Annotated in this window: 11 protein-coding genes; 5 read left to right on the forward strand and 6 right to left on the reverse strand. The window is 58.5% G+C overall.

Annotated features, from left to right (window positions below; translation table 11 throughout):
- Positions 1 to 523: 523 nt before the first annotated feature.
- The gene (locus NKT35_RS02385) at positions 524 to 889 is read right to left on the reverse strand and encodes a hypothetical protein (protein ID WP_254298412.1); all 366 of its coding nucleotides are present in this window, start codon (positions 887 to 889) and stop codon (positions 524 to 526) included.
- 856 nt (positions 890 to 1,745) lie between these two features.
- Between NKT35_RS02385 and NKT35_RS02390 the strand changes: the two genes are divergently transcribed.
- Together NKT35_RS02390 and NKT35_RS02395 are read left to right on the forward strand one after the other, a co-directional pair.
- A complete protein-coding gene (locus tag NKT35_RS02390) occupies positions 1,746 to 2,111 on the forward strand; it encodes a hypothetical protein (protein ID WP_254298415.1) in 366 nt (121 codons plus the stop codon).
- Between the two features lie 229 nt (positions 2,112 to 2,340).
- On the forward strand, positions 2,341 to 2,793 hold the full coding sequence (locus tag NKT35_RS02395; protein WP_254298417.1) for an LEA/WHy family protein: 453 nt from the start codon (positions 2,341 to 2,343) through the stop codon (positions 2,791 to 2,793).
- 3 nt (positions 2,794 to 2,796) lie between these two features.
- Here NKT35_RS02395 and NKT35_RS02400 read toward each other — a convergent pair whose 3' ends face one another.
- Positions 2,797 to 3,240, reverse strand: coding sequence for a hypothetical protein (locus NKT35_RS02400; protein WP_254298419.1), 444 nt, complete (start codon positions 3,238 to 3,240; stop codon positions 2,797 to 2,799).
- A gap of 102 nt (positions 3,241 to 3,342) precedes the next feature.
- Positions 3,343 to 5,226 (reverse strand): methyl-accepting chemotaxis protein, encoded by a 1,884-nt coding sequence (locus NKT35_RS02405; protein WP_254298421.1) that lies wholly within the window; start codon positions 5,224 to 5,226, stop codon positions 3,343 to 3,345.
- Between NKT35_RS02405 and NKT35_RS02410 the strand changes: the two genes are divergently transcribed.
- The gene (locus NKT35_RS02410; protein WP_254298423.1) at positions 5,216 to 5,530 is read left to right on the forward strand and encodes a hypothetical protein; all 315 of its coding nucleotides are present in this window, start codon (positions 5,216 to 5,218) and stop codon (positions 5,528 to 5,530) included. The genes NKT35_RS02405 and NKT35_RS02410 overlap by 11 nt on opposite strands.
- Before the next feature lie 128 nt (positions 5,531 to 5,658).
- Here the strand turns inward: NKT35_RS02410 and NKT35_RS02415 are convergent, their stop codons facing one another.
- Together NKT35_RS02415 and NKT35_RS02420 are read right to left on the reverse strand one after the other, a co-directional pair.
- Positions 5,659 to 7,545 carry a methyl-accepting chemotaxis protein gene (locus tag NKT35_RS02415; RefSeq protein ID WP_254298425.1) on the reverse strand — a complete coding sequence of 629 codons (1,887 nt, stop codon included), beginning with the start codon at positions 7,543 to 7,545 and terminating at the stop codon, positions 5,659 to 5,661.
- A gap of 113 nt (positions 7,546 to 7,658) precedes the next feature.
- Positions 7,659 to 8,600, reverse strand: a complete 942-nt coding sequence (locus NKT35_RS02420) for a LysR family transcriptional regulator (RefSeq protein ID WP_254298427.1) — start codon at positions 8,598 to 8,600, stop codon at positions 7,659 to 7,661.
- A gap of 86 nt (positions 8,601 to 8,686) precedes the next feature.
- On the opposite strand from NKT35_RS02420, the gene NKT35_RS02425 reads away from it, so the two are divergent.
- Complete coding sequence (locus NKT35_RS02425; protein ID WP_254298429.1) at positions 8,687 to 10,198, forward strand: MFS transporter; 1,512 nt, start codon at positions 8,687 to 8,689, stop codon at positions 10,196 to 10,198.
- Between the two features lie 51 nt (positions 10,199 to 10,249).
- Positions 10,250 to 10,894, forward strand: a complete 645-nt coding sequence (locus tag NKT35_RS02430) for a TetR/AcrR family transcriptional regulator (protein WP_254298431.1) — start codon at positions 10,250 to 10,252, stop codon at positions 10,892 to 10,894.
- Positions 10,895 to 11,022: 128 nt separating this feature from the next.
- On the opposite strand, the gene sucD is transcribed toward NKT35_RS02430, so the two are convergent.
- Positions 11,023 to 11,907, reverse strand: a complete 885-nt coding sequence (gene sucD / locus NKT35_RS02435; RefSeq protein WP_254298433.1) for a succinate--CoA ligase subunit alpha — start codon at positions 11,905 to 11,907, stop codon at positions 11,023 to 11,025.
- Positions 11,908 to 11,918: the final 11 nt, after the last annotated feature.

Raw genomic sequence — 11,918 nt, forward strand, 5'->3', positions numbered from 1 at the left:
CTACCAATAGCCCGATCATGCCATTCTGTTTCAACAATGCCTTACCAGAGGTATTATTTTGGCTCTGATAATCTACAGCTTCTTTTCGAAATAACATGTTACAACAGTATGTTTATAATATTAATTTAAAGCCAAATTGAATTAGAATAAATGACTCCAAAAGCTTTAACTTATTAGCAAAGCTTCAATAATTTTCAACCCAAAATAACGACTAAAAAACATGCTTTTCACTTATTAAATGAAAAATAAATTGACACAACAGTCAACACAATAATAATCCAGAATGGGTAGCCAAATGGATCTCTAGCATCTGGCAGTGCGGAAAACATCAAACATGGCCATATCATAATCATGATAAGTTTCACAAGCCTACTTTTCATAAAATTACTCAACTCTCATTAGATTGAATAAACAACTCATTAAATAAAGCAATTTACCGCGAAAGGGCCTAGTGAATTTATTAAAATTACATGGCTTATTTAATAAACACAAAGGCCCTATCAAATTCAAGTCACGCCAAATGTCACTCTAAATATCTATTACAGCGGTTATTATTCATTCTTTGTTGGAATCTACTATTTTCCTTAATTAGCTTATACCCGGTATATGCTGCCTTAGCCGCTGCAACTATACACACTGGGGCAGTAAATCCAGTCTCTGCAGTCGCACAGATTTCCCCCGCACGAGCTCCTTGATACACAACTGCAACACCTAGAGGTACAGACTCACTAATATGCTCACCAATAATTGTTTGACAAGGCAAAGAAATAGGTTCGCTACCTTGATTGCCACTGTCAGACATTTCTCTTCTCAATTCCATCCTATCAGCCTCATCCATACGGCCTCCGGAAATAAAAGATAAATTTTCCTCTTTTATCGTATGCATCATCACTCTCCAAAGCAATATATCAATGTAATTAATGGTACGAAACTGTAAAACTTATAACATACCACCTCAACAAGTCACATCAAAGCCCTGAAATGACAAATGATTAAAGCATGGGGAATTTCATTTTGCAATAGAATGTAAACAAATTGAAAAACCATAACGATCTTTGTTGCAAAACCGCCCTATGACACCCAATGCAAAGCAATGACATTGCTCCCCATCAACATACAAGGGCACCAACTGGAAACCTAAAAATCAACACTCAAAATGCACTGGTCATTTATGATTTTACTGGAATTGGTACAGCATGATCGTATATCACGGTTCAGTTATGCCGCCATTTAGTTCTGCCTGATTGGAAAGAGAACAGCCAGGGCACGCAATTTTGTAACGAGATCCGGCTTTGTTGCATAACTAAAAATCATGCCAGAATGTGGAAGAATTATGGTGGAAAATTCCACACTAAATCAGCAATTTTCTCTACCTTTCTTGCTACACCGTGGCACAAAAATTAGTTATGCAACAAAGCCTTTCTTATCTAATAAATTCATATCTCTCCTGACATTAATGCAGCTGATCCGTGCTGCACGATTTTCTCAACAGAATTCCTATCAACCAATGCATTTAAAATGGCTATAAAGAGAAAGAAATAACAATATGCTCTTCAAAATCCTATAAGTAGATGTTTTTCGAACCCAAGACCAGTACATTTCATTTACATTACACCAATTCAAAAATAAACTCAATTGTCATTTTTTGTTATGTGCAACGCCTCGTCCTCTTGACACCCCGTCTCCTCTTCCATGCGAGCTGACAGCATCGTATCGACATTGCTCGGCGGGAGCGTTCTTGCTACTTGACGCACCTGGTTTCGCCTTTCACAATCACCCAGCTATCTCGACATGACCAGCAAGAGGACAATATGCCTACCATCAAGCCGCGCAACCCATTGGCTTGCGCGCCGATACTGAAAAAGGGCGGAGCCCATGGCCAAAGCCGCTCCGGACAGCGCCGCAGCCAGAAACAAGCGATGTGGATGGAATGGGAAGACTGGCAAGATGAGCGACAGCTCGCCGCTCAACAGCAAGCATCAGACGCCGAGGAGGTTTTTTTGAAATCGGCAGCCCCAAAAGAAACAGGCCATCACCCGATGGCCTGTTTCTTTTGGGGCTGCCCCTCTCCCGCAGTCTTCGCGAGACGCGGATCTGCCTCTGGCATGTGATTGATCGACGCGTGGCCAGTCGGCTAGGCAATGATATCGAACAGACGATCAAGCCCGCCCCGCTGGCTAGCGCGCAATCATCCAGCCCAAGCTTGCAGCAGCGTTCGACAAGAATGCCGCTGGACCCGCGTCTTAATCCGCGCAACAATTCAGCACACTCCGTTTACACAATAAGACAGTGGCGGCCAGTAGAATGCCGGCATTGTCTCCATCCCTTGGAATGTCTGTCATGAAGTGGATCGTCAGCGCCCTGCTGCTGCTCAGCCTCGCCGGCTGCGGCAGCATGGGTTTCAAGAAGCCTCAGGTCAGCCTGAGCAATGTGGAACCGGGCAAGAGCACCCTGTTCGAGCAGAATTTCACCGTCACGCTGCGCATCGCCAACCCCAACCCGGTGCCACTGAACGCCAGCGGGCTGGACTTCGAGCTGATGCTGGGCGGCGACAAGCTGGGCAACGGCAACAGCGCCCAGGCCATCTCCATTCCGGCCAATGGCGAAGGACTGGTGCCCTTGCAGGTGCACACGTCCCTGGCGGCCTGGATTCGGCAGCTGGCCAATTGGCAGCAGCTGCCGGGCGGCAAGCTGGAGTATCAGATCCGCGGCGAGCTGAAAGATTTGAACGGCCTCGCCACGCTGCCCTTCGACAATCGCGGCGAATGGAAGCTGCCGCAGATCGGCAAATAAGCCTTATTGCTTAGGCAGGGCCAGGCAGTTGTTGCCGTCGAAACTGACGCTCAGCACTTCCTGGCTTTTCTTTTCCACCACGAAATTGGTATTGCACTGATAGTGCGTGGTGCCGCCGCCCGTCATGCCGTCATTCACCCAGCGGCCCGGCGTTTCCACTATCCGGCTCTGGCCGTCCTTGTCCGTCACCGTCACCTTGGTGCCCGGCTCGTACCGGGTATTCTGCCGCAGCGGCTCTTGCTCGGTGCTTTCCTTGACATAGGTATACAGGCTATTGCCATTCGGCATGGTCATGGTCTTGGTCGGCGGCCCCCAGGCGGCCAGCAGCTCGTTCACGTCTCTCCCTTGCCAGCGGAACACTTTCTGCGCGTAGCCTTCCTTGCTGGGAATCATCGAGCAGCCGGCGGCCAGGCTGGCCAGCAGCAAGGGCAACAGAACTTTGTTCATCGTTTTCTTCTCAGTTGTGGGTTTGCTCTATTTTCCCGTCTGGGCATGAAAAACGCCAGCCCAAAGGCTGGCGTCGGATGGCGACGGCAAACGCCGCGCAATTTACAGCTTGAAGCGGCTGAACGCCTGCTGCATCGCTCTGGCCACGCCATCCAGCGTCAGCAAGGTCTTCTGCGCATTTTGCAGGGCGGCGTCGGAGTCCAGTATCTGGTTGTTGATCGATTCCGTGCTCTGCGCCATCGCCGTGGTGGCATTGTGCTGCTCGCCGGTCGACAAGGCCACGTCGCCTATCTTCTCCACCACCTGCCGCATCGCGCTGGTGATGTCCACCAAGCGGGTGCGGGCTTGCTCGGTCTGCGAGGCGCTGCTGTCCACCGCCTGGATGGTGCTGTGCATATTGCCCACCGCGCGGCCGGTTTCGCTGAGAATGTTTTGCACCATATTGCCGATTTCCACCGTGGCGCTGCCGGTGCGCTCGGCCAGCTTGCGCACTTCGTCGGCCACCACCGCGAAGCCGCGGCCCTGCTCGCCGGCGCGCGCCGCTTCAATCGCCGCGTTCAGCGCCAGCAGATTGGTCTGGTCGGCGATGTCGCGGATCACGCTGGTGATCTTGGAGATTTCCTGCGAGCGCTGCTCCAGGGATGACAACAGCTCGGACAGTTCGCTCACCGAGGCGCTGGTATCCGCCATCTGGGTGCTGATGCGCTGCAGCTCGTCGGCGCTGGCCTGGGAGCTCGCGCCGGTGTCGCGCGCCAGCGTGTCGGTTTCGCGGGTGGCGTCGGCGATGTGCGAGATGCTCACCGTCACCTCTTCGATGGCCGCCGCATTGGAGCTGGAGATATCCGCCAACACGTGCGAATCCTCGGCCAGCCGCGCCACATCGGCCCCCACCTCGATCACCCCGCGAGCCAGTTGCTCCGCTTCGTCCCGCAGATCGCGGAACATGCCGTTCAGCCGGCCGACGAACTGGTTGAAGGCATCCGCCATTTGCGCCACTTCGTCCTCGCCTTGCACATCGATGCGGCGGGTCAGATCGCCTTCGCCTTGCGAAATCTCGCGCAGCGCGTCGCGCACCTGGATCAAGCCCTTCATCAAACGGCCCAGATAGGCGCCGGACAACAGCAGCGTCACCACCAGCACCGCCAGCAGCGACAAGGCCATGTCTTCCACCATCTGGCGCAGCGGCGACTCCAGGATATCGCTGTCCACCACCACGCCCAGCACCCAGTTGCTGCCTTCCACTGTGCTCAGTTTCAGCAGGCGGCCGCTGCCGTCCAGATCGATATGGGCCAGTTCCGGCTTGTCCACCAGGCTGGCGATTTTGGCCTCATCCATGCCAGGCATCAGATCGGCCAGCGGCTTGAGCGAGGTATCCGGCTTGGGATAGGCGATCAGTTTGCCGTCTTTGCTCATCAGGAACACAAAACCATTGCCCGGCAACGATACCGACAGCACCGACTTCACCAGCTGGCCGATGGCGATGTCGCCGCCGGCCACCTTGTTGCCGCCCGGCACCGCCTGGGCGATGGTGATCACCAGATCGTTGATCGAGGCGCTGGCCGGCTTGTACGGCGCGGTGACGATGACGCCGCTTTGCGCCTTGGCCATCTTGAACCAGCCGCGCGAGGCCGGATCGTAATCCGGGCTGGGTTTCTGCTTGCCGGGAATCGAGTACACCATGCCTTTGGTGTCGCCGTCGCCGACGAAGATCTGGGTGTAGCCGCCGGCCTCGGCCAGCTGCTGCAGATACAGGGTGGGATCGGCTTCGCCGCCATGCCGCAGCGCGCTGGAAATGATCAGCTTGCGCTGCTCCAACCAACCAGACACGTAACGCTGCTGGCCTGAAATCGCCAGGTCCAGCTGCGTGGACACGCTGTCCGACAAATTGCTGCGGAACTTCAGATAAGCGCTGATGGCCGTGGCGCAGGTGGCCACCAACATGGCCAGCGCCAGCAACAGGGCAAGCTTGCTGCGAATGGATTTCATGAACTCGGCTTCTCGTCTCGATAGGGCTGCCAGCTCGCCAGATGCGAAGAAAGGAACGCCAGGCGTCCCTTTCTGCATGCCGCCGCGCCAGTGGTGGCTTTCGGTTTTCAGCGGAGTGGCAAAATTTGACCGCCATATTGTAAACACGACTTACAAATACAGCGATACTTTAAAACAAGAATACGCCAAGCGTCTGCCACTCATCCTAAAATTAACTATACAACATGGCATTTTTGCCACAAGAAGCATCTACTCAGGCCAGGCTATGCCGCCTGGACAAACAATCGGGACACAAGCCGCCTGAATAAGAAAATGGAACGCCGCCAACCATCAGCTGCGAACCAGGCGCCAAGCCCCGTCCACGCTGCCGGATGAAAGCGCTCCATTCAGCAAGGAAAGCGCCGGGCCAAGCCGCCGCTATTTTTTGTCAGATCACAGCTTGAAGCGGCCAAACGCCTCTTGCATGGTGCGCGCCAGACGGTTCAAGCCTTCCAGCGTCTGCATTGCGCCCTGCAGCGCGGCGTCGGAATCCAGAATCTGGTTATTGATGGATTCGGTGCTCTGCGCCATCGCCGTGGTGGCATTGTGCTGCTCGCTGGTGGACAGCGCCACGTCGCCGATCTTGTCTATCACCTGCTGCATCGCGTCGCTGATGGCGATCAGACGGCCGCGCGCCTGGCTGGTCAGCTCCACGCTGGTATCCACCGCGCCGACGGTGCGCTGCATATTGCCCACCGCCTTGCCAGTTTCGCTGAGGATGTTTTCCACCATCTCGCTGATTTCCACCGTCGCCTTGCCGGTGCGCTCGGCCAGCTTGCGCACTTCGTCGGCCACCACGGCGAAGCCGCGGCCCTGCTCGCCGGCGCGGGCCGCTTCAATAGCGGCGTTCAAGGCCAGCAGATTGGTCTGGTCGGCGATGTCGCTGATCACATTGGTGATCTTGGAGATTTCCTGCGAACGCTGCTCCAGCGAGGCCAGCAGCGCCGACAGCTCGCTCACCGACTGGCTGGTCTGCTCCATTTCGTTGCTGATGCGCTGCATGTCGCCCGCGCTCTCGCGCGAATGCTCGCCGGTGTTGCGCGCCAGCGAATCGGTTTCGCGCGTCGCCTCGGCGATGTGCGAGATGCTGACGGTCACCTCCTCGATGGCCGCCGCGTTGGAGCTGGAAATATCGGCCAGGCGGTGAGAATCGTTGGCTACCTGCTTCACCGCGCCGCCCACTTCGATCACGCCGTTCGCCAGCTGTTCGGCCTCGCCGCGCAGCTCGCGGAACATGCCGTTCAAGCGGCCGACGAATTCATTGAAAGCCGCGGCGGTCTGCGCCACTTCGTCCTCGCCCTTCACTTCGATGCGGCGGGTCAGATCGCCCTCGCCTTGCGAGATTTCCTGCATCGCGTCACGCACCTGGATCAGGCCGCGCAACAGCTTGTTCAGATAGCCGGAACTGAAGCCCACCAGCACCAGCAGCACCACCGCCACGCAGCCGCTGATCAGCCAGATCAGGTCGGTCACCGGCTTCAGCGTCGCCTCTTCGTCCGCCATCGCGCCCAGCACCCAGTCAGAGCCTTCGATCTGGCGCAGTTGCAGCAAATAGGTTTTGCCCTGGATATCGACTTCCACCACATCATTGCCGCTCAACAGCTGCTGGAAGCGGTTGTCGTCCAAAGCGGGAATCGCCTCGCCGATCTGCTTCAACTCCATGCCTGCTTGCGGGTAAGCGATGATCTTACCCTTGCGCGTCACCAGGAAGGCGCCGCCTTCGCCGGCCATCTTGATATCCAGCACCGACTTCACCAGCTTTTCGATCAGGATGTCGCCGCCCACCACGATTTCCTGGCCCGGCACCTTGTCGGCGATGGTGATCACCAGCTTGTCCTTGGTTTCCGGCTCGGAGTCCTTGTAGGGATCGGTCACCACGATGCCGCCTTGGGCCTTGGCCAGCTGGAACCAGGGGCGCTGCGCCGGCTGGTATTCCGCGCTCGGCTTGCCGCGTCCCGGCACCGAGTAGACCATGTCGCCGCTGTCGCCATGGCCGGCGTAGATGATGTTGAAGCCGCCGCCCTTGGCGATCTGCTGCAGATAGTAGCTGGCCTGCGGGTCGCCGGCGCGGCTGAGGCTGGCGCTGATCAAGTTCTTGCGCACTGTCAGCCATTCGGACACCAGCCCGCCTTGCAGCTGCAGCACCTGGGAGACTTCGCGTTTGGCCTCGCTGACCGCGTGGCTGCGGATATTCAGGCAAGCGATAAGAGTGACGCTGAGCGTGGCGATCAGAATGGAGACCGCCGTCAGCGACATGAGCTTGTGTCGGATGGAGCGCATGAGATGATTAGCCGATACTGATAAAAGGGCTATTATCCGTCATGTCAGCTGCCATGCATTGTTAAAAATCACATTCAGTTTAAATATTAATGGCAACTTTCAATTAAATCGCTTTATATCTTGACCAAAACCGCCGCCAGCCTCCTGGTCTGCTCCCATAGCAAGCGATGAATAAACAAGCGCAAGGCGTCGCTATCCCCGCGCGGATGCCAAACATGCTCCACCGCGATGGACAATCCGGCATCGTCCAAGGGGCTGATGCGCAGACCCGCGCCGGAGCCCAAGGCCTCCACGATCAAATCCGGCAGCACCGCCACGGCCGGCAGGCGCGCCAGCAATAAGGGAATCGCCAACAAGCTGGCCGTTGAGGCGATGACGCGGCGCTCCAAACCATGGCCGCGCAGATAATCATCCACCAGGCTGGCGCTATTGCCGGCATAAGAGGTATACACATGCGGCGGCTCCGCCAGTTGCTGGGCATCCAGCCGCGCCGGCAAGGTCAGCCGCGCCGGATGATGCAGGCAGACAAAGCGGCTATGGAACAGCAGCTGGCGGCTCAGCCTGCCGGACAAGGCCGGAAAGTGGCCGATGGCGCCGTCTATCTTGCCCGCCGCCAGCGCCTCCTCCACTGCCGCCGCCGGCATCGCCATCCCCTCCAATCGCAAACCTGGCGCCTGCGTCTGCAAGGAGGCGATCAGCTCCGGCAGCAGCGCAGCCTCCAGCAAATCCGGCATCGCCAGCCTATATACGCCTTCCAAGCCGGCCGGGTCGAAAACCGGCGCGTCCAGCAAACGCTGCGCCTCTTGCAGCCAGGCCTCCAGCCTGGGCAGCAGCGCGTCGGCGAAGGGGGTGCGCTCCAAGCGCCGGCCATAGCGGCACAGCAAGGGGTCGCCGCATTGCTGGCGCAGCTTCTTCAAAATATGGCTGACCGCCGGCTGGCCCAGGCACAAACGCTCGGCGCTCTGGCTGACGCTGCGGGTGCTGAGCAAGGCATGCAGCGCCGCCAGGCTGTTCAGGTCCAGCCGGCGCAAGCGCAAAACATCTATATTATCCATATCGATATATTAGATGAAAAACATCGATTTTATTAAAGTCATAGCGCTTTCTACACTGGCGGCATCTCCCCATTAGCTGCCGCGCCATGAACGACTCCGCCTCCCCCTCTCCCAGCCATGGGCTGCGCCTTTTGGCCATCGCCTTGATCGCCTGGCTGGAATTCCTGCAAAACGGCCTGCTCAATTTCGCGTCCTCGCAAATCATGGGCGGCGTCGGCGCCGGGCCGGAGGAGTTCAGCCAGGCCGCGATGGCCTATGCCTTGTGTGCCGTCATGGCCTTGTTCAACCACCAATGGTGCGTGGAGCGCTTCGGCTCGCGCCGCCACCTGCAGGCTTCCATCCTGTTGTTTGGTTTGGGCGCCTTGCTGGCGGGCACGGCATCCTCCCCCGCCGGCTTCATCGCAGGCCGAGCGGTTCAAGGGTTGGGCGGCGCGGCCTTTTTCACGGCAGCCCGGCTGGAGGTGGCGCAGATATCGCCGGCCAAACGCGGCCTGGGACTGGTGGTGTTCGGCCAGGCGCTGCTGCTGGGCAGCGCCTTGGGGCCATTGCTGGGCGGCTGGCTGCTGCAAAGCCATGGCTGGCGCGCGCTATGCCTGGGCATTTTGCCCTTGCTGCCGCCCGCCTGGTGGGCGGCCAGCCTGTTGCCGCTGCGTCCGCCCGCTCGCCGCCCAGCCCATTATCCGACCGGCGTCTTTCTCTGCCTGCTGGCGGCGGCGTTTTTGCTGCAATGGCTGATCCAGCAGACGCCCTACCGCCTGTTCGCCCACCCGCAGTCGCTATGGCTGATCGCGGCAGCGGCGCTGGGCAGCTTCCTGGCATTCCGCGCGACGCATCGCCGCCAAGCCTCGGACCGGCGGCGCTGGCGGCTGCTGCGCCGGCCCAGCTATCGGATCGGCTTGCTGGGCTATAGCTGCTGTTATCTGCTGGTTTCGGCCAATAGCTACATCCTGCCCATGCTGACCATGCAGGCGCTGGGCTATGACTTGCCCAACAGCGGGCTGTTGCTGTCCGTCAGCTATTTCGCCGGCCTGGTTTTTTCCTTGCTGTACGCCCGCCTGCTGCTGGGCAAGCGTCCGCCCAGCCTGCGCCAGACCCTGGTCGCCGCCTGCGGCTTGCTGGCGGCTTACGGCTGGCTGATGAGCGGCCTGGAGGGCAATGCCGAGCGCTGGCGCGTCGCCGCCATCCTGCTGCTCAATGGCGGCTTCATGTCGCTATTCATCATGGCGGTGGCGCAGGGCACCTTCCGCCGCATCGCGCCCGCCGCCTTTGGCCATGCCTATCAGACCAAGAACATCGTGCGCCAGGTGTCGGTGTCCGCCGGCGTGGCCTTGGCCAGCGTTTTCATGCAGGCGCGCAATGCGCTGCACTACACCCGCCTGGCCGAAAGGTTTTCTTGGAATTCGCCACAGTTTGTCGATACTTTGCATGTTTTGCGACAACAACTGCCCGATTTGAGCGATACTCAACGCTTGGGAGTTTTGGCCGGTGAACTGGCCAAGCAGTCCGCCTTGCTTTCCTGCCTGGAGTTTTTCCGGCTGGAATGCTGGATCGCGCTGGCGCTGGCCATGAGCCTGCTTGCCTGGCGCGCAGCGGATTGAACGCGCTAGCCGCGCTCCGCAAGCACCGTATTTGAATCAGGAAGAAAACCCATGCGAAAAAGCGGCAGTCACTCTGAGACCTTCAACAAGATCGTCGAGGCCAGCCTGCAGCTGTTCAACCAGGAAGGCGAGCGGCTCATCACCACCAACCATATCGCCGAACGGATGAACATCAGCACAGGCAAGCTTTACTATCACTTCCGCAACAAGGAAGAAATCATCACCGAGCTCTACCACCGCTACGTCCGCGGCATGGGAGAGCAGCTCGCGTCCGCGCTGAACCACAGCAACTCCATCGAGGCGATGGTGATGGCGATGGAGAAAACGCTGCGCCACATCTGGAGCTTCCGTTTCCTGCCCAAGTGCATGCCCAGCCTGTTCTGCATCAACCCCAAGCTGGCGGAAGAGCACCAGGCGCTGTCGCGCGGCCAGCTCAACAGCAAGCTGGGGCAATTGTTCGGCCGCCTGCGCGAGCAAGGCATGATCCTGGTGGACGACCAGCAGCTTTCGCACCTGGTGCAACATTTCCAGATGGTGCAAACCGGCTGGATCAGCACCATCAAACAGAACGCCAGCCCGGCGGAGCTGGAAAAGCTGATCGAATCCGGCTGCCGCAGCCTGATGTTCCTGTTGTCGCCCTACGTCAGCCCGCGTTATCAGCCGCCGTTCCAGCGCGCCTGCGCTCGGTTCGCCTGACTCGCCTGTCCTCGCCTCGCGGCATCGCCGCTGGCGAACCCGCGTAACAGGGCCCTACGGCATAGCCAATAAAAAAACACCCCGCGATCGCTCGCGGGGTGTTTTCGTTCAGACCGGATAAACCGGGCTTAGATCATGCCTTTGCTTTTCAGCAGTTCGAACATGGTCTTGCCGATTTCGGCCGGGCTGCGGGTGTAGGCGATGCCTGCGCGCTCGAAAGCCTTGAACTTCTCTTCGGCCGTGCCCTTGCCGCCGGAGATGATGGCGCCGGCATGGCCCATGCGCTTGCCCTTCGGCGCGGTGACGCCGGCGATGTAGCCGACTACCGGCTTGGTCACGTAGGACTTGGCGAACTCGGCCGCTTCTTCTTCGGCGGAACCGCCGATTTCGCCGATCATCACGATGGCGTCGGTGTCCGGATCATCCTGGAACAGCTTCAGCGCGTCGATGTGGCTGGTGCCCGGGATCGGATCGCCGCCGATGCCGATGCAGGTGGACTGGCCCAGGCCCAGCGCGGTGGTTTGCGCCACGGCTTCATAGGTCAGGGTGCCGGAGCGGGACACGATGCCGATGCGGCCCGGGTTATGGATGTGCCACGGCATGATGCCGATCTTGCACTCGCCCGGGGTGATGATGCCGGGACAGTTCGGGCCGATCAGGCGGATGCCGGCTTCGTCGACGGCCTTCTTCACGTACAGCATGTCCAGAGTCGGCACGCCTTCGGTGATGCAGACAATCAGCTTCACGCCGCTGTCGATGGCTTCCAGGATGGAATCCTTGGCGAAGGCTGCGGGCACGTAGATCACCGAGGCGTCAGCCTGGGTTTGACGCACGGCGTCCTTCATGGTGTTGAACACCGGCAGGCCCAGGTGCTCGGCACCGCCCTTGCCCGGGGTCACGCCGCCTACGACCTTGGTGCCGACCTTCAGCGCCTGTTCGGCGTGGAAGGTGCCGTTCTTGCCGGTGAAGCCTTGCACCAGCACTTTGGTGTCTTTGTTTACCAATACGCTCATTTTGTATTCCT

It is taken from the genome of Chromobacterium sp. IIBBL 290-4, from assembly GCF_024207115.1.
Taxonomy (GTDB): Bacteria; Pseudomonadota; Gammaproteobacteria; order Burkholderiales; family Chromobacteriaceae; genus Chromobacterium.

What these genes read in the sequence shown, in the direction of transcription:
- NKT35_RS02385 (WP_254298412.1), bottom strand. Translation starts at nt 889, where the DNA reads ATGATGCATACGATAAAAGAGGAAAATTTATCTTTTATTTCCGGAGGC.
- NKT35_RS02395 (WP_254298417.1), top strand. Translation starts at nt 2,341, where the DNA reads ATGAAGTGGATCGTCAGCGCCCTGCTGCTGCTCAGCCTCGCCGGCTGC.
- NKT35_RS02400 (WP_254298419.1), bottom strand. Translation starts at nt 3,240, where the DNA reads ATGAACAAAGTTCTGTTGCCCTTGCTGCTGGCCAGCCTGGCCGCCGGC.
- NKT35_RS02410 (WP_254298423.1), top strand. Translation starts at nt 5,216, where the DNA reads ATGGATTTCATGAACTCGGCTTCTCGTCTCGATAGGGCTGCCAGCTCG.
- NKT35_RS02405 (WP_254298421.1), bottom strand. Translation starts at nt 5,226, where the DNA reads ATGAAATCCATTCGCAGCAAGCTTGCCCTGTTGCTGGCGCTGGCCATG.
- NKT35_RS02415 (WP_254298425.1), bottom strand. Translation starts at nt 7,545, where the DNA reads ATGCGCTCCATCCGACACAAGCTCATGTCGCTGACGGCGGTCTCCATT.
- NKT35_RS02420 (WP_254298427.1), bottom strand. Translation starts at nt 8,600, where the DNA reads ATGGATAATATAGATGTTTTGCGCTTGCGCCGGCTGGACCTGAACAGC.
- NKT35_RS02425 (WP_254298429.1), top strand. Translation starts at nt 8,687, where the DNA reads ATGAACGACTCCGCCTCCCCCTCTCCCAGCCATGGGCTGCGCCTTTTG.
- NKT35_RS02430 (WP_254298431.1), top strand. Translation starts at nt 10,250, where the DNA reads ATGCGAAAAAGCGGCAGTCACTCTGAGACCTTCAACAAGATCGTCGAG.
- sucD (WP_254298433.1), bottom strand. Translation starts at nt 11,907, where the DNA reads ATGAGCGTATTGGTAAACAAAGACACCAAAGTGCTGGTGCAAGGCTTC.